General features: G+C 67.2%; 15 protein-coding genes and 1 pseudogene. 8 read left to right on the forward strand and 8 right to left on the reverse strand.

What is annotated here, in order from left to right; translation table 11 throughout:
- Positions 1-170: 170 nt before the first annotated feature.
- The 4 genes from ABD205_RS16845 (at position 171) to ABD205_RS16860 (ending at position 5,358) form a co-directional block, all read left to right on the forward strand.
- Positions 171-932, forward strand: coding sequence for a hypothetical protein (locus tag ABD205_RS16845; protein ID WP_344046756.1), 762 nt, complete (start codon positions 171-173; stop codon positions 930-932).
- Complete coding sequence (locus ABD205_RS16850; RefSeq protein WP_344046758.1) at positions 929-2,035, forward strand: XRE family transcriptional regulator; 1,107 nt, start codon at positions 929-931, stop codon at positions 2,033-2,035. The genes ABD205_RS16845 and ABD205_RS16850 overlap by 4 nt, the downstream gene beginning before the upstream one ends.
- 307 nt (positions 2,036-2,342) lie before the next feature.
- A complete protein-coding gene (locus ABD205_RS16855; RefSeq protein WP_344046760.1) occupies positions 2,343-3,845 on the forward strand; it encodes a site-specific integrase in 1,503 nt (500 codons plus the stop codon).
- Positions 3,838-5,358, forward strand: coding sequence for a site-specific integrase (locus ABD205_RS16860; protein ID WP_344046762.1), 1,521 nt, complete (start codon positions 3,838-3,840; stop codon positions 5,356-5,358). Before ABD205_RS16855 ends, ABD205_RS16860 begins: the two co-directional genes overlap by 8 nt.
- A 36-nt stretch (positions 5,359-5,394) precedes the next feature.
- Here the strand turns inward: ABD205_RS16860 and ABD205_RS16865 are convergent, their stop codons facing one another.
- Entirely contained in the window at positions 5,395-5,853 is a 459-nt protein-coding gene (locus ABD205_RS16865) for a hypothetical protein (protein ID WP_344046764.1), read from the reverse strand.
- 176 nt (positions 5,854-6,029) lie between these two features.
- Here ABD205_RS16865 and ABD205_RS16870 point away from each other — a divergent pair, with 176 nt between their 5' ends.
- Complete coding sequence (locus ABD205_RS16870; protein ID WP_344046766.1) at positions 6,030-6,221, forward strand: hypothetical protein; 192 nt, start codon at positions 6,030-6,032, stop codon at positions 6,219-6,221.
- A 65-nt stretch (positions 6,222-6,286) separates the two neighbouring features.
- On the opposite strand, the gene ABD205_RS16875 is transcribed toward ABD205_RS16870, so the two are convergent.
- Together ABD205_RS16875 and ABD205_RS16880 are read right to left on the reverse strand one after the other, a co-directional pair.
- Positions 6,287-6,736, reverse strand: coding sequence for a hypothetical protein (locus ABD205_RS16875; RefSeq protein WP_344046768.1), 450 nt, complete (start codon positions 6,734-6,736; stop codon positions 6,287-6,289).
- A gap of 129 nt (positions 6,737-6,865) precedes the next feature.
- On the reverse strand, positions 6,866-8,689 hold the full coding sequence (locus tag ABD205_RS16880) for a tyrosine-type recombinase/integrase (protein ID WP_344047535.1): 1,824 nt from the start codon (positions 8,687-8,689) through the stop codon (positions 6,866-6,868).
- 1,021 nt (positions 8,690-9,710) lie between these two features.
- Here ABD205_RS16880 and ABD205_RS16885 point away from each other — a divergent pair.
- Both ABD205_RS16885 and fgd read left to right on the forward strand, forming a co-directional pair.
- Positions 9,711-10,175, forward strand: a complete 465-nt coding sequence (locus ABD205_RS16885) for a hypothetical protein (protein ID WP_344046770.1) — start codon at positions 9,711-9,713, stop codon at positions 10,173-10,175.
- A gap of 437 nt (positions 10,176-10,612) precedes the next feature.
- Positions 10,613-11,620: a glucose-6-phosphate dehydrogenase (coenzyme-F420) gene (fgd, locus tag ABD205_RS16890; RefSeq protein WP_344046772.1), complete on the forward strand. Its 1,008-nt coding sequence runs from the start codon at positions 10,613-10,615 to the stop codon at positions 11,618-11,620.
- A 6-nt stretch (positions 11,621-11,626) separates the two neighbouring features.
- On the opposite strand, the gene ABD205_RS16895 is transcribed toward fgd, so the two are convergent.
- From ABD205_RS16895 to ABD205_RS16915, 5 genes are all read right to left on the reverse strand, one after another.
- Entirely contained in the window at positions 11,627-12,916 is a 1,290-nt protein-coding gene (locus tag ABD205_RS16895; protein ID WP_344046774.1) for an amidohydrolase family protein, read from the reverse strand.
- A complete protein-coding gene (locus tag ABD205_RS16900; RefSeq protein WP_344046776.1) occupies positions 12,913-14,055 on the reverse strand; it encodes a CoA transferase in 1,143 nt (380 codons plus the stop codon). Before ABD205_RS16900 ends, ABD205_RS16895 begins: the two co-directional genes overlap by 4 nt.
- The gene (locus tag ABD205_RS16905; protein WP_344046778.1) at positions 14,042-15,055 is read right to left on the reverse strand and encodes an enoyl-CoA hydratase/isomerase family protein; all 1,014 of its coding nucleotides are present in this window, start codon (positions 15,053-15,055) and stop codon (positions 14,042-14,044) included. The genes ABD205_RS16900 and ABD205_RS16905 overlap by 14 nt, the downstream gene beginning before the upstream one ends.
- A gap of 70 nt (positions 15,056-15,125) precedes the next feature.
- Positions 15,126-15,626 carry a DoxX family protein gene (locus ABD205_RS16910; protein WP_344046780.1) on the reverse strand — a complete coding sequence of 167 codons (501 nt, stop codon included), beginning with the start codon at positions 15,624-15,626 and terminating at the stop codon, positions 15,126-15,128.
- A 31-nt stretch (positions 15,627-15,657) separates the two neighbouring features.
- A complete protein-coding gene (locus ABD205_RS16915; protein WP_344046782.1) occupies positions 15,658-16,860 on the reverse strand; it encodes a CaiB/BaiF CoA transferase family protein in 1,203 nt (400 codons plus the stop codon).
- A 248-nt stretch (positions 16,861-17,108) separates the two neighbouring features.
- On the opposite strand from ABD205_RS16915, the pseudogene ABD205_RS22640 reads away from it, so the two are divergent.
- Positions 17,109-17,240: pseudogene (locus ABD205_RS22640) on the forward strand (zinc ribbon domain-containing protein); the annotation flags it as partial.
- Positions 17,241-17,269: the final 29 nt, after the last annotated feature.

Here is a 17,269-nt window from a genome sequence, read left to right on the forward strand (position 1 = left end):
AGAGGCCCCGAGCCGAGGGAAACCCCGGCTGGGGTTTCTCGTGCTCTAACCCAAAGAGAGCACACCTCGCGTAGGTAAAGCAAGCGTTTCACTTCATTCCCGCGCACGTTCTGCGCACTCGACACGCGTGAGCGTGTACGGCAAGCGCGCACGTGTGGTTGACTATGGTCATGTTGGAGCGCAATGGCAGCGTGCAAGAGAGCGTCGAACAACTCCTGGCTGGAACCAAAGATCGCCTCACAGAGGCCGGTGTCGTCGACCTTCTGCAAGACCTCGCGCAGGACGTCTGGGCCATGTGCGTCAACCGCTACGAACCGGACGAGCTTGGCGACACCCACATGTCGCTGGGCATCCAGGCAGTCGAGAACTTCAAGTCACGCGCGCAGCGGCGATACCTCGGAGATGATCGAGAAGCTCCCGAGAAGCACTGGGACGTCCAAGGCCTCACTCTTGAAACGCCGCGCAACGTCCTCACCCTCTTGATGCCTGGTCTCCGCCTCATGGCCATGAAGACCCCGATGGCTGAGGGGCGCAGCCCTCGCTTGGACCTCCTTGCGGACTGGGGCGACCAAAGCCACGCGCGCAATCAGATCGCACTGGAAAACACCCAGGCGATGGGCGGCTGGCTCGCACCTGCGCGTGGACAGGACGAGCTCTTCAAGGTCGGCTCAGCTCCGCTCGCCGTTCCTAACTACCTGCTTCTCTGGTCCGGCGACCCTGACGGTCCACTGACCGCGGGCCGTCTCGCCGTCCCAGTCATGGGCGAGCAGCCGTTCGCGGCTGTTACAGACCTGTGGTGGGACGTGGCGAACGTCGACGCGCCTAGCTATGACCGTTCCTCTCGTATCGACGGCCCCGGTTTCGACGAGCGGCCGGTCACGAAACCCGCCCTCTCCCTCAAGCCTTCCGTGGCAGGGGAGGAGCAGGCGTGAAACTGGAGGTCCGCCCTCCCGCCGCCGGCACCGACTTCGACGGAACCCGTCTCACTGTCGCACGCCGGCTCCGTGCCAAAACGAAAGCTGCCCTTGCCCGAGAGGTCGGGGTAACGCCGACCGCCATCGGCCAGTTCGAGAAGGGCAAGGCCTACCCGACCCAGCCGGTCCTCAACAAGCTTTGCCTCAACCTCGGGCTGCCGCGAGAGTTCTTCGGAGCGGGCCGACCACTCACCCTGCTCCCCGCTAACGACGCCCACTTTCGCTCCCTCAGATCGACCTCGGCGTCCTCGCGAGAGCAGGCACTTGCGTATGGCGAAGTATGTCTTGAGGTCGTCGACCTAATCAGTAACTACATCGACCTTCCGCCCGTGCGGCTACCAGACGTGCAACTGTCAGACGACGTAACTGACAGCGAGATTGAAGAAGCAGCCGCTGCGACGCGCGACCTATGGGAACTTGGCAACGGGCCGATCGCCTCGGTGGTTCAATCGATCGAAGCCAACGGCATCATCGCGCTGCGACTGCCGCCGACGACGGACCGAGCCGTCGACGCGTTCTCAACCTATGCATCAGACCGGCCGCTCGTGTTTCTGTCCCCAACCAAGAACGACAGAGCCCGCAGCCGGTTTGATGCCGCACACGAACTCGGCCACCTCGTACTCCACCCTGACACCGAGCCGGGCTCCAAGCTCGTGGAGAACCAAGCCCACCGTTTCGCCAGCGAACTTTTGATGCCGCGACACGAGATTCTTGGCCAACTCCCGCGCCGCATCGACTGGCCAAGACTCCACGAGTTGAAACGTCACTGGGGAGTGAGCCTCCGCGCGCTTGTCTTCCGTTCACATGCTCTCGGAGTCATCTCCGAAGCGTCATACCGTCGAGCAAACCAACAACTGTCTCTGTGGGGTTTACCCGAACCCGGTGACCTGGGCCCTGCCGAATCCCCTCAGCTTTTGGGGCTTGCACGAGACCTTCTGGCCGACAACGGGGTCGACTTTCAAGCTCTGCTGGCCGCGGCACGCATCGACAACGACATCACAGCTGACGTAATTGCGGCTGGCTCTGCGCCACGCCTCAAACTGAACTTGAGCGCGGGCTAAGGACGCACAGCGAGATCGCCGGCCTGCTGTGCCACCGAGTCGGCCGTGGAAGGCGGTGAAGATGGCGCTCGGGAGTTCGTTGGGAGCAGTCCGTGCGGTCGATCGCGTGGTCGGTATCTGGAGCCAACACCATTCAAGTTGACGGGATGAACCGTCACGCGCTGTCCGCGCCGACTGCCGCGACGTCAGCGTCATAGTGGGCGAAGTGTGCCGGGGTGATCCGTGAAGCACCCGCCGGTTCCCGCCCCATCCCGACCGATGCGCCGACCTGCTTGCAGTTCTCCGGCGCTGAAGGACTGTCCGGTGAGTGACCCACCGACGAAGCCGCGACCCGATCCGCCATGTCGATCTTGACGACCTGGATGTCGAGATCGACGCATACATCGCGACGCACCGGAGCGCTGCTGAGACCGCCGCCGGCCACCGCAGGCGTTGGGACGTCTGGGAGAAGCACTGTGCGGAGTCTGGGGTCGACCCGTGGGACGCGCCGTACTCGGCCTTCGAGGACCTCCTCCTGTCGCGCCGCGAGGATGGGTTGACGTACTCGCCGTCCCACATGTTCAACCTGCTGGCGTCGATCACAGACGCGTACAGCAACCACGGACTCGTTCCAGCGCATCGACGCGAGGAGAACAAAGGCGCCTGGAGCGCAACCTTTCGCGGTTGGCAGCGGGACTTCGCTGACGCGGCCGCTCGTGGAGAGACGGTCACCTGCGACCACGTCCCGCTCATGCGAAGCGACGTCCAGCAGATGCTCGCGGTGCCGCTGACCGCTGCGGCACGCACTCGCCCCTGTCGTGTAGCCACGCTCGTCGCGTGTGCGCTGCTCGCGCTCGATGGCGGGTGGGAGCTCAGCCGGATTCGGGCGCTCAGGTTCGACAATGTGGACCTCGCGTCCGAGACCGCGATCGTGATCGACGGCGACCGGTTCATCTGTGACCACAGGGAGCGAGCGCCGGGGGTGCCCTGGGACTGCCTCGTCTGCGCGATCAGAGGACTGATCAGCTCTGCGGATCGCAGAGAGGGCCTGATCTTCGACACCGAGGATCGCGCCGAGATCGGTCGATGGCTGAGGAAGCAAGCGGGCAACTGGCCGTTCCTGCGTCTTGGCGGAGGCGGTCGCGGTGCATCAACGATGGAGATCGATCCGGCGGCGGACAGTTGGGCGATCGCCGGGACGCGTCGTGGTCTCGTCATCGTCGCTCATCAGCCAGACTCGGATTCGTGGCTCCGGGGGAGGGCGTGGGTTGCCCTCGCCTGGCAGGCAGGACTCAGGATGGTCTCCGACCTTGTGCGGCTTGACCGCGAAGCGCTCGCGCCCGTCCGGAACCCCTCGAGAGGCGAGTTCGACGGGTGGCGGCTGACTCTCGGTGTGGCGAAGAACGATCCACTTGGCACACGTGCCGACGTCCGTGTCTACACGGATGCCACCGGGCGTGCGGCAGTTGACGCGATCTCGGAGTACTTGAGCGTCCGCGACGCGGCGCAGGGCCGTGATGGCCGCCTGATCGTCGGTGGGCGCCGCGGTCTGTTCGCTGGCGGGCCCATGAAGAAGCCCTTGCAGGCCGCCAAGAACGACCTCGATGAGCTATCGCTGCTCGCTGGCATCGAGCCGGTGTTCACCACGTATTCGATCCGCAAGGGCTTCGTGGCGCAAGCAGCCGCGGATGGCTGGGCGTTCGACCGCGTCCAAGCCAGCCTGCGTCATAGGAAGTCGGATACAACCGCCCAATACTTTCCCAAGTTGGGTGCGCGGCAAGCGGCGTACAAGTTTCAAGCCGAGCTTGCCGAGGGCGTTCGCCGTGCATGAGCAGGCCTCGCCCATTGAAGATGCACGCGCGCACCTGGCAGACGAGCTCGCGACCCGGACGCCGCAGCACGGCACTGAGCTACGCCGGATCAAGGCATACAGGGCATGGTGCACTGCCAACGGATTGTCACCGCTGCCCGCTGACAAAAGCCGTACAGATGCTGGCGAAACGCAGCTCCGGAGGTACCTCCATTCGGGCGTTAGCGAGCGGAACTGGAGCGGGGCTTCCGCCAAAGCCACGGGTGGAGCGCTGGCGCGTTGGTTCGTGGACCAAGGTCTGGCTGATCCTCGCGGCGCGAGGTACGAGTCCTACCTTGCGGCCGTCACGAGGGCGACCGCCGGCAAGGCACCGCCGAACGTCGAGGCCTTCACCGCCCGGCAGCTGGGGCTGGCTGTAGATCCAGACCTGCAGGCCGAGTGCTACCCGATCTCCGACACAATCCGTGCCGCTGCCGCCGCCATCGCCTGCGGCATCGTCGCAGATCGAAATCCCCTTGATGAGGGCATCCTTCGTCTCGATAGAGACCAGTTCGTGGTCCGCGCAGCTGAGATCGTCTTCGAGCTCGACGGCAAGCGCCTTGTGGTCGATGCCCAACGCCATGCCCCGGAACACCGCGCTTTGTCGGAGTTCTTCAATGCCGTGCAGGGGGACCAGGGGTTCGTGGACGTCGCTGGCACGACCGAGCGCCTGCGATCAGCACTCGCTTCCGCCGCCGTCAGAGCCGGCATTGGAACTGCTCGCAAGGAGAAGCGGAATGTGCGTATTGCGACTGAGCTGCGCCCGTGGTGGGACGCCGCTGAACGCGAGGACCGGCGGTGGTGGCTCAGCAACGCCTCTGATCCCCATCTCGCGCGACGGCTCCAGGACGTCGCCATCCTCCTGGTGGGCGTGGCGACCGGTCACCGCAAGGCCGAGTTCGACCGGCTGCGACTGGGACGGATCACAGAGACCGACGACGGCTACATCTGGACCTTGACTGCCGACGAACACAAGGGCGGTCTCTTGGCGATCGCGCGTGGCCGGAGGGGCGCCTCGATCACGCGGGGGGTGAGCCACGACCTGCGTGAGAGCGGCCGTTGTCCCCTCGCATGTCCGGCCTGCGCACTTCGGGCACACCTTGAGGTGCGGCGCCGCAGTCACAACGCCGGCGATGACGAGCCGCTCTTTGTAGGGCCAACGGGTGCCGTGCTGGGGTCCACGGGCTATCAAGGCGCGCTTCGTAGAATCGCGGGGTTCGTCGACGGAGGGCTTGAGGAACCTCGGCGCGAAGCGGGGGATGAGATGCGGGTCTCCTCTCGCAGCCTCAGGACCACCGCGGCCACGCTCGCCTATCGCAGTGGCATGAGCCGCAAGGAGATCGCAGACGACATCACCGGCCATCGGCAGCTCTCAACCGTCGACCTTTACATTCGCATGATCGACGCGTACGACGACACGGAGCTGACGCTCTCACTAATCGACCCCCATGTCATGGGCGACAAGCTAGACGAACACCACACGCACGGCGGCTGATCCCGAGCCGGGATCAGCCGCCAGGAGCGCCCGCCGTCAGTTGTCGCAGGTGCAGTTGTCTTCGTAAACGCCGCTGCACGTTGCGCTGAAGTTGCGCGCTGCGTCCTCGTTCGTGAACAGCGACGCGCCGTAACCGTTCGTGAGCGGGTCGCACCAGGTGACGATTGATACCGGGAGTGGACGTGATGACCCCTCGAGGACGAAGTCCCCGGAGTTCTCGTGCACGGTCACCCAAGGTGCGTATCGGTCGGCTCGTCCGAGGCACCGGTGGTGATCGCCGGTCCAGATTTCAGTGGCCGCCGTGCCGGAAAGCAGGTCGACCATCCCGAGGATCGCGTTCGCGGGCTCGTACTTGCCCTCCAGCTCGTAGTGCGCGATGCAGCCCTCAGGGCACAGAACCTGGGCGCCGCCCATCGTGTGGGTGCCGTCGCATCGACTAAGCGCCGGGAAGAAGGAGGTGCCTGGGAGGTTGTAGGTCGTCAGGTGGATGTTCACGTTTGTCTCCATGTTGTTGATGCGAGCGCCAAGCGCCCAGAACAGTTGGTGACAGTGCTGCTTGTCCCGGGGCCGGCAATGGGGGCGCGCGTATCTACATGAGGTCTTCGAGCTTGGCGACTAGTTGAAGGACCAGAGGACTGCACGACTCGATGGGTTCCCGACGGCGGTAAAGGATGACTTCGCCCAGCCGACCGGCGAAGACGGCGTCGTACACGACGCAGGAGCAGCTCTCGCTGGCGCAGACATGCGGCGGGAGCGCGAACGGCAAGGGTGAGTCAGTGCGGGAGTACTTGGTCATGGTGGTCCTCGATTCAGGGGATGGCGTGCAGTCGGGGCGCAGGCAGCTGCGGCCGGCCGGGGTGTGAAGGTAGGGCTCGGAAAGCACGAAGCGGCTGGTCCTGGCAGGGACCAGCCGCTTGCGCGCCCGACCTCAGTCGTCGCAGGCGTAGTCGTCCTCGTACTCATCGACGAACAGGTCGTAGAAGCGCATCGCGGACTCCTCGTCCGCGAACAGATTGACGACGAAGTCGCCAACGTGCGGCTCGAACCGACTGACTGTCCACACGGGGACAACCCGGGAGGCGTCATCGAGGAAGTCGGCACTGTTGATGTGCACCGCGAGCCACGGCCTCTCGCCCGCATGTGCGAGGCAAGCATGATCCTCGCCGGTCCACATGTGACTGGGCTCCGTGCCGGGGAGCAGATCGACCGTGGCCAGGATCGCGTTCGGCAGGTGTTTGCCACCCCATGCTTCGTAATGAGCGATGCAGCTGCGCGGGCACGGCACCGGCTCCTGCTGGATGAGGTGGGTGCCTTTGCACATGTGGAGCGCGCCGGGGATGGAGCCCGGCAGCGCGCGACTACGGACGTGTAGTTCCATGTTGACTCCTTGAGCTGTGTTTGTGAGCGCGACCGGGCGCTCGCTAGACCGCTCGATGAGCACGGTGCCCCCCGTCTGGCGGCAATCGGTCTCCGCGTCCCTCTTCGCCGACTCGGTCTTGCGAAGGCATCACGTGGGCTTCCGCGAGTCGCGGACGGCCTCCATCAGGCGGCGTGAGCCGTTCCGCTTGGCTGCGTTCACCTCGCGGCTGTAACCCAAGAGGATGTCGGCGCTCTTGTGGCCGGTGACTTCCTGGACCTCCGGGATAGAGAGCTTGCCGTCGCGCAGGGCCTCGGTGACAAAGCCTGCGCGGAGACTGTGTCCCCCGAATCCGCCCGATCCAGCGGGGGAGACGAGTCCTGCGGCTGCCGCCCGGCGAGTGACGACGTCGCTGATCGCATCGGCCGTGAGCCGCTTCAACCTGTCGCCGCGGGCCCGACGAACCGCGCCGCCCGAGGTGAGCGGGACGAATACGGGCTCTGCATGGCTGGGCTCGCGACCAATGGTCTTTGCCAGCAAGCGTCGGTATTCACGCATGGCGCGTGCAGGGCAGAGCAATGGGTTGTCCTCATCCTCCTGCGGCAACCAGTTCGTGTGGCCCTGGCCCGTCTGGTCTGTCTTCGAGCGACGGATCTTGACCTCCCAGCCGTCGCGTCCGTGGTCGATCAGGTCGCGCCAGTTCAACGCCTCGAGTTCGCTTCGACGTCGGGCTGTATAGAAGCCGGTCAAGAGGAGTGCGCGGTCGCGGGCGGTCTCGAGTGCGGTCGGGGTCGGCGCGGACTCCAGGACCGAGGCAAGGACGCGGTCGTTCGCCCGGGCAAGTGCACCGAAACCACCAGCAGGTCGGCAGACCTCGCTCAGGGAGAGGTGAACCGCCTGGCGGCTCAACTCGGTACCGTCACGCCGGCAGATCACTGGGCCGAGCTCAGGCGCGATTCGCCGTAGCTGGGAGAGCGCTTCGATCAGGCAGAGCCTCTTGTTGCGGTGCTTGCGCACCTCGACACGCTGCACCTGGCCGCCCTTTCGACGCGGCGGCAGGCTGATCACGGCGACCTCGGAGGACAACTCCACGTCCGCCCACTCGAGGCCCGCAAGCTGCCCAACCGACGCACCTGTCCTGGCTCGGAGGAGGACAGCCGCTCGCAGACGAGCACCCGCGAACGTTGCCCCGGTCGTGGCTTCCAGGCACCTGGTGAGCAGCGCGAAGTCGAGCGCGGCGCGGCGCTTGGTGGGCGCCGTGCCGAGCGTGCGTCGTAGACCGCGAATGACTTCGAGTACGCCGAGGTTGTCGCCCGGGCGCGGCAGCCCGACGAACTCGGCGAGCTTGTTGAGAGCCGACAGTCGGATCTCGACGGTGCTCGCGACCACAGAGGTCACATAGTTACCTTCGTCGTCCTTGAGGTAGTCGGCCCCGTTGCGGACGAAGACCAGGTCGAGGATGTGGTTGACGACATGGACTGGGTCCAGGGGCAGCGCTGGCACGTTCTCGTCTGCGCACCAGCTGCGCCAAGCCCGTACGCCGGAGCCGTAGGCGCGCAGTGTGTTGTCCGCCCACGCCCGCGAGCGCATGTCGTTGATCTGGCGGGTCCGCGCCAGTCGTTTGGCGTCGTCGTCCGAGAGGCCGTTCACGGGAACAGCTGCCTTCTGGACCGGGACCGGTACGAGGCGGCCACGGTCATCGAGGTAAGAGTCCAGGACAAGGTCGATGACGTTGGCATCCAGACTGATCTGGGTTCCGTCAGTGAGCTCGGCCTCGACCAGCTCGACGTCCAGAGTCGCCGCTGCGCGGTCGTCGTCGTTCGCCGCATCCATGCCCCTCGACAGGGCCTCACCTCGGCTGTGGCTCGAAAGCGTGTCGACCAATGCCACGAGCGCCTTGGACGCGCCAGGATCGGATGATCGACCGTCGCCCTGTCGAGGGCTCGGGTGGTTGCGGGTTCTGCTGTAGTTCACCAATTCGGGACTCCTATGTCCGGGTCAATGGGCTGATCGCCTTGACGCATCGGGCACAGTGCTTGCGAGGTGCTGACCTGCAATAACTGCCACATGCGTCCAGGACCGAACTCCGACAGTGGTAACTGTCTGGGTTGGGTTCTGGACGGTTCTGAGGCGACGGTTGGGCGCAAGGATCCGGACACTCGGCCAGGCGGTAACGCAGCGCTGTCGCGGTCAGCGATGCGTGGCGGCCTTTGCACGTCGTGCACCCCGGTGTGCAGATCGAGAGCCCCGACCGATGTCGGCAGAACGTTCCGGATCGAGATGCCTCCCTCCCTCGCGGAGGGCCAGGCGGTGCCCGCGCGTGCCCGGTTTCAGCGCCGAACGAGGGCGAAGACTGAAGAAGGACTCCCGCACACAGCGGGAGTCCTTCAGTGGCTCTGGAACAGAATTGCGGTGAACCATTGCATCGCAGGTTCGGAAGCCGACCTTCTTAGTCAGCGGCGCCGTGCGACGCTCGTTTCAGCTGGCCGAGCAAGATCTCGGTCGCGCCGGCGAGCGCAGCTTGGTGCACCCAGCTGCGGCCCCGCTTGACCCATTGCCAGTACGAACGGCTGAACCCCCACCGAGCGCACATCCGCGACAGCGTCTCGCGGTCGGTCGGATCCTTGCGTGGTCGCTTTGCGGTTGAGGCCGCGGGGTCGGGGATCGACTCGACGACCTTGACGAGGCGGTGCTGGAGACGCGCCAGGTTCCTGGAGTAGCCGTCGCCACCTGGAGGGATGTGCCAACGAATGGGCTGTTCGGTCCCGAACGCGGTCGGCGGGTCGGCATAGGCATGAGGTTGCAGAAGTGGTGAACGGACTCGTTTGGAAGGCATGGCAGGCACCGTTCAGGCACCAACTGCTTCGCCAAGCGATACGGCCAAGGGTGCTCACCGCACGCGGCTCGTTGCGATCTTCTTGCACGAATGCGCCGCGCCGGTGCAAGACCGTCCAGTCCACGGCGACCGGGAACGGAGGCGTGTAGATCTCATCCTGTGCCGTCAAACACCGAGTTGCCTGATCCGGAGCCGTGGGATGCCGACTGGTTCAACGAAGCTCTCGGCCTGGTTACTGGCAACCATCCCGACACAGTTGACCCTGGCCCAGCGGGCCGACTCACGTCGTCCGACCGGACCGACGACCGCAGCGTGAGGGTGCCGAAGAGCGTCGTCCAACAGGACGAGCTGTGGCTCGACGTTCGGGGAAGCGCGCGCCTCACCGAAATGCCGACCGAGCATCTCTCGATGGTCGCGGATTCGTTGCGGTCCGTGGAAGTGGACTGGGTCGGCCACGCGCTCATGGGTGCCGTCGCTGACGTGCTGATCGGCCGGATCACCCTGAGCAAAGGGCAGGACAGGATCGCATTGCTACAGCGACTCTCACCTGGGTGGATGGACCGCACCCCACTCGTCGCGCGGATCAACGTCATCCTCGCTGAGCGCGCCCGTCTCCAGTCTTGAACCGTCGCTCAACTTTCGGCGCCGACCGACACGAGGGCCGGTCGGCACCTCGAGGACACGGTGGTAGATGCACCACGATGTGGCGCAAGGCCGTTCGTCTTCGTTGGCGGCGGTTGCAGGTCGGCCAGGATCCACGGCTCGTGATCGGGACGTGATCCCAGCACGCGCCAACCTGCTCCCCAATCTGTACGCCTCGCCTCAGCGATAGAAGGCCGGGGCGCCGAAGTCCAGGATGTTATCGCCGAACTCGACGGACCATGCAGCACCCAGCGACTCGATGAGCCTCGGCCGTAGGTCCCGGGTCCTGTCGGGCGCGGACCGCGAGCTGCGGTGGTGGGAGGCCTCGCTCATACTTCAAGGCGTCCGACTCGACCCAATGCCATACGAGGCGTGGATGGGGGAGGTGGCTGTCAGCAATGATCTGACACCATGTACATATGACGTTGAAGATCGGCTACAAGGCGTCGGCTGAGCAGTTCGGGCCGCGTGACCTGGTGGAGTACTCCGTCCTGGCCGAGGAGGTCGGCCTGGACAGCGTGTGGGTCAGCGACCACTACCAGCCGTGGCGGCACGTCGGCGGTCACGCGCCGTACTCGCTGGCCTGGATGGCGGCGGTCGGTGAGCGGACCGAGCGGATCACGCTGGGCACGAGCGTGCTGACCCCGACGTACCGCAACTCGCCCGCCATGATGGCGCAGGCGTTCGGCACCCTCGGCTCGCTGTACCCGGGCCGGGTCGTGCTCGGTGTCGGCAGCGGCGAGGCGCTCAACGAGATGGCGGTGGCCGGCGAGTTCGAGTGGCCGGAGTTCAAGGAGCGCTTCGCGCGGCTGCGTGAGGCGGTCCGGCTGATGCGGCTGCTGTGGACCGAGGAGCGGGTCACCTTCGAGGGTGACTACTACCGGACGAAGGACGCGACCGTCTACGACCGCCCCGACGGCGGGGTGCCGATCTTCGTCGCCGCGGGCGGCCCGCTCGTCGCGAAGTACGCCGGCCGCGGCGGTGACGGCTTCATCTGCACCTCGGGCAAGGGGATGGACCTCTACACCGAGAAGCTGCTCCCCGCGGTCGCCGAGGGCGAGGAGGCCGCGGGCAAGCCGGTCGGCTCCGGTGAGCGGATGATCGAGATCAAGCTGTCCTACGCGCACACCCGCGACGAGGCTCTCGAGAACACCCGCTTCTGGGCGCCGCTGTCGCTGACCGCCGAGCAGAAGCACGGCACCGAGGATCCGGCGGAGATGGCCAGGCTGGCCGACGAGCTGCCGATCGAGCAGGTCGCCCAGCGGTGGATCGTCGCGACCACGCCCGAGGAGGTCGTCGAGGACTGCCGCGCCTACGTCGAGGCCGGTTTCGACCACCTCGTCTTCCACCCGCCCGGCCAGGACCAGGCCGGCTTCCTGCGCACGTTCGCCGCCGAGGTGCTGCCGGGGCTGCGGGAGCTGTCCTGATCCTCGTCACACGGCCTTGCCGGCGATCCAGGTCGATCGAACAACTCCACGGTCGGGGGCGCGCAGGGCCGTAGCGAGGGGCACGTCGAGGAGGATCATGTCGGCCGGCGCCCCTGGTGCCACCCGCCGTGGCGGGCCGCCCGGGTCGAGCGGCTCGCTCAGGTAGCCGTCCAGCGCCGTGCGCGCAGGGACGTTCTCGTGAGACCCGATGGGGCGGTCCGCCGCTGTCGCGATGACCCGCCACGGGTCGACCTCGCCGAACGGAGCGTCGCTGCTGGCTGCGACGCGAACGCCATGTTCGCGGAGCCCGGCGTAGGGATAGAGGTCGCCGACGTCCTCGGCCGGGAGGTCTCGGATGTAGCTGGAGCCGCGGCTGCGCAAGAAGTCGGGCTGGGTCACGACCGCCACACCGAGTCCGGCGATCCACCGTGCGGTTTCGGCGGGACAGATCGCTGCGTGCTCGATCCGGTCGCCCGGCAGAGCCCCGACGTCGTCGAGCACGGCCAGCGTCAGGAGCAGGGACTCCCGCGTCACGCAGTGGACGGCCAGCGGCCGGCCCTTCGAATGGCTGGCCTCGACGGTCGCGGCCAGCGCGTTGTAGTCAGGCAGATCGTGGTCGCGCAGGAGAAGCTTCCGTGGTCCGACACCGGCGGGGTCGCCAAGGAGCAACAGACGCTGGGGAAGCGTCCCGAGCAGGCTGATCGCCGACTCGTCGAGATCCGGGGTGGCGTCAGTGACACCGGTGAGGCCGAGTCGGGCGAGCCGTCGGCCAACCTCGCCGAGTTCGGGGGACACCGCCGGCAGCGCCGGTCGGAGTCGTGCGTCGTAGCGCCACAGTCGCCCCGTCGGTACGCCGCCCTCATCGCGCTCGACGTCGTCGGTGTCGTCGAGCACATGGGCCACGAGCCGCAACGCCGCCGAGTTGAGCATCCACAGCCCGCCTGAGCGGTGCTGGACGCGAACCGGCCGGTCGGGCACGAGTCGGTCGAGGGCATGACGGTCGACGCTAGCCTCGGCGTTCACCCCTCGTACCCAGCCGGATCCGGGTGCCCCTCGCAACGCCTCCAGCCCCGGCCCGCAGTCGACGGACGACCACGCGGCGGTGAGGGCGAGCACGTGCAGGTGATGATCGTGCAGTCCGGGGATCAGGGCGCCGCCGCGGCCTTCCACCTCGGTCGGATGCGCCCCGGGCGGATGGCCGCAGCGACCCCGACCGACGCGCGCCACGTGGCCGTCGACAACGCAGACGTCGGTGCGCGTGCCGTCTACCTCGACGTCTCGCAGGTGCAGGCTCACCGGGTCCGCGGCCTCTCCACGCGTACGACGTCCTCGGCTGTGTCGAGCCACCACTCGCCGTCACGCAGCCGAACGTGATGATCCACCCTGGATGCCGGCGGCCTGACCGTCTCGGCTGCCACGTGAAGCATGGAGACGTCGATGAGGCGGGCATCCTCGGAGTCGAGCGCCGCTCGGCCCGCGACTGCTGCGGCGACCCCGCTCAGAGGGTCGGCGATAGCATCGCCGACCGGCACCGGCGTCCCGTCGTCGACGTGGACGAGCCCGGCGGACGCCGCGACGTCGTCCCCGAAGCCGACCGCATCCGACGACCGACCGCGGGCCGTGATCGACAGCCAGCTGGTCCCCGCGGCGACGACATCCTCGGCGATCAGCCCGAGCTGTTGAAGCGCACGCGGGCGGGACGCCTCCAGCACGAGATCCGCCGACGCGACCAGATCGTGGAGCCGGTCTAGCTCTGTCGCGAAGTCGAGCACGAGCTGGTCGTGGTCGTCGTGCAGGATCCGGAAGAACTCAGGCGGTCCCGACCGAGCGCCGTCGGGGCGCTGCACGCTCTCCACCTTGACGACGCAGGCGCCGGTCAGACCGAGCAGGTGGGCACACAGCGGACCCGCCCACAGACTGGTGAAATCGACCACCAGAGGCCGGTCGACGACCGTACGTCGGCCGAGGACGGCCTCGAGGACTCCCGGGCGGTCGTCAGGAGGAGTGTCGGGCACCCTGCCGCCCGGAAGCCCTAGCAGGCGAAGCCGGTCCTGGGCGTCGCCGGCACTGCGGGTGCCCGCCCACTCGGCGACCGCCGCCCAGGGATCTGGCCCGACCGGACCCTCGACGAGCGCCGGCAGCAGCTCGATGTCGGTCGGTCTGGCGAGGGAGAGCCCGACCCAGCCGTCGGCGGCCGCCAGCGTGCGGAATGCACCACCGCAGGACCACGGTGCGTTCCGCCCGAGTCCGGCGTGAGCAGCGCGTTCACCGAGCAGACCGGGGATGGCAGGCACGCCCGGCCCCAGGGTCGCAAGGGACTCGCGCACCGTCGTCGCGCCGCGACCGGGTGGAACCACCGGCGGTCCGGCGGAGCGCCCGGTCAGCCACATCGCTCCCGAGGTTGCCCAGTCGCGCAGCTCCTCAGCGGACGACATCGACCAGACCCCACTCCTGGGCTGCCGCGGCGTCGAGCCGCCTGCCGGACAAGGCGAGGTAGGCCGTGCGCCAGCGGCCGATCCGGTGGTTGACGGAAACGGTCCCGCCGGCGCCGGGTACCAGCCCCATCCGGAGCTCCGGTAGCTGCACCCAGGTGTCGGAGCTGGCCACGACCTGGCCAGCGAACGAGGGCAGCTCGATGCCAGCACCGATGCAGGCCCCGTGCAGGTGGACCGTGATCCGTCCTCGAAGCTGGTGGATCAGCCATCCCGCCGAGCGGCCGAGCCTGGTCATGTGTGCTGCGACCGGGTCGTGTGCCGTTCCGAACTCGTCCAGATCCCCACCCGAGCAGAAGGAAGGCCCGGCTCCGCTCAGCACGACGCTCCTGATGGACCTGTCGAGCCTGGCCACCTCGAGCCCCTCGATCAGTGCGTCGCGCAACGACCGGCTGAAGGCGTTGTGGCGGTGTGGCCGGTTGAAGGTGATGGCGAGGTCGTCGTCGATCCTGTCGAGCAGGACGGGTTCGTCATCTGGCGGAACGACGGCGACGGGTGTCGCGGCGCGCCAAGCAGCGAACTCCGGACCGGCGAGGAGGGTCGAGTATGCGAGTGACTCGAGCTGCAGCCCGTCGTAGACGTCGGCCCGAGACGTCGCAGGAAGGAGCGAGGCGAGGGTGATCGCGGCACCCGGCGCCGCCGCGACGGTCGCGGCGATGTCGTCGACCGCGTCCGTGACCGACACCCACGATCGGCCGGGGCCGTTCGGAGCGAGCGTGAGCGTCAGAGCGTCGAGAACCGCTGCCGACGTCGGCGGCAGTGCGACCGACGACCAGCCGAGCGTGACGATCGACCGCTCGGCGAGGGTCGCGGCGGCCGTCGCGACCACCGGCGAGGACCAGTCCGTGGTGCTCAGGTCGACGACGGCAAGGGCAGGCTGGCCGGGATCGCCGGTGAGCCGGGCGCACCCGTCTGCGAGGTCGGTCAGGCTGACGAACTCCACTGCTCCTCGCTCACGTCCACACGACAGGGCGCCGCGGTCGGTGCCCGTCCTGTGCAGGATAGGCACGGCCTCACTGCTGCTGAGCCGCGATCGGGCGTCGGGCGACCCCGAGTAGCGCTGCCGCCGCGACGCTCCCGCCGACTGCCGCCACCGCAGCCCAGGCCAGGCCGGCGAGGTCGAGCCCGAGCAGGTGGTCCAGCGACCACTCGCCGGGCCCGGTCGCCGCCAGGCCGACAGCGACCGTAGCGACCAGCACGGTGTACTCCCAGCCACCCTTGAACACGAAGTAGCCCTTGCCGCGGTGATCGGTGAGGGTCGCGACCAGCATCAGGCCGACGAAGGCCGTCGCGGCGATCCCCGTGAGCAGGCCGAGCGACATCAGTACGCCGGCCGTGAGCTCGGTCCCGGCGGCGAGCCGAGCGTGCAGCCAGCCCGGCCGGAGGCCGAGTCCCTCGAACCAGCCGGCGGTTCCGGTCAGTCCGCCGCCGCCGTACACCTTGTTCCAGCCGTGCAGGAAGAGCATCGGCCCGAGGGCGACGCGGAGGAGGAGCAGCCCAAGATCAAGATCCATCATCGTCTCCTCGTTCGATCGCGTGCAGATGTCAGAGGATGGCGCCGCTGACCTTGAGCTCGATGATCTCCTCCATCGAGTAGCCGACCTCCTGGAGCACCTCGTCGGTGTGCTCGCCGTGCTCGGGGGATCGACGGGTCTCGCCCGGAGACTCGTTGAACTGCACCGGCGCGGCAACCAGCTTGAACGGCGTTCCGTTGTGGTCCTCGAGGTCGGCGATGTAGTTGTTGGCGACGACCTGTGGGTCCTCGACCACCTCCAGCGGGTGCTGGACCTTGGCCCACGCGCCGTTGAGGGTCTCGAGGATCGGCTCCCATTCGGTGTAGGTCCTCTTGGAGAACGCCTGCGACAGCGCCGCGCATGCCTCGACATTGTTCTGTGCGCGCTTGGCGTGGCTGTCGAAGCGTTCGTCGGTGATCAGCTCGGGCGCGCCCAACGCCGTCACCAGCTCGGGCCAGAACCGGTCGGACTCCAGCATCACGAGCGTCACGAATCGGTCGTCAGCGGTGCGGTAGGTGTTCACCAGCGGGTTCGGCGCACGGTCGGGCGTGTGCTTCGGGTAGACCTTCTGGTTGAAGGCATACGCACCGGCGATGGTGCCGCCCATCGCCCATGCACCCGTGGCGAGGAGCGAGCCGTCGACCGTCAGGGCCTCGCCGGTCCGCTGGCGGTGGAAGAGGGCCGTGCTGATGGCCCCGGCGAGCGCCAGACCACCGAGGACGTCGCCGAAGGCCGGCCCGGGCATCGTCACCGGGTACCCGAGGCTATCCGGGCTGACGTTGGAGGCGATGCCGGTGCGAGCCCAGAAGGACGTCAGGTCGTAGCCGCCGCGCTCCGACTCCGGGCCCTCCTGGCCCGCCGCGGAGCCGCGGGCGTAGATGATGTCGGGGTTGTGCGCGCGCACGTCGTCGACGTCGATCTTGAGCTTCTTGCGTGCCGAGGGGCGGAAGTTGGTGAGGAAGACGTCAGCGGTGCTGACCAGCTTCATGAGCAGCGCGTGACCCTCCTCGGTCTTCAGGTCGAGTGCCACGCTGCGCTTGCCGCGGTTGGGCAGTTCGAACATGTGGGCGACGCCGCCGGCGGGGATGAGGCCCGAGCTGACCAGGCCTCGCTGCGGATCGCCGACCTCGGGGTGCTCGATCTTCAGCACGTCGGCGCCCCACTCGGTCATGAGCGCGCCCGCTACCGGAACATACGTCCACGCGGCGACCTCGACGACTCGGATCCCGCTCATCACACCGACCACGATGCTGTTCCCTTTCCTGCGTGGGACTGGATCGAAGACCTGATCAGATCACCGCCAGCTCGATAGATTCTGACTGAGTGTACATAAACTTCGTGGGATAGTGTGCGGTCGGTCACAAGTTATGTAGCGTAAAGGCGCGCTGCTGGTGGACTACATCCCATCAGTAGGGTGAACTATCTGACGATCGAGTTCAGTTCAAGTGGTGGAGGAATTCCATGGCAGAACCGGCGGGGCGCATGCTCCCCGAGGTCACTCCCGACTCGCGAGCGTTCTGGACGGGGGGATTCGAGAACGAGCTGCGGATCTATCGGTGTCAGTCCTGCAGGCAGTGGATCCATCCACCGGTCGGAGCCTGCTGGAAGTGCCGCAGCCGAGACGTCGCTCCTGAGGTCGCATC

Source organism: Nocardioides panacihumi, assembly GCF_039530925.1.
Taxonomy (GTDB): domain Bacteria; phylum Actinomycetota; class Actinomycetes; order Propionibacteriales; family Nocardioidaceae; genus Nocardioides; species Nocardioides panacihumi.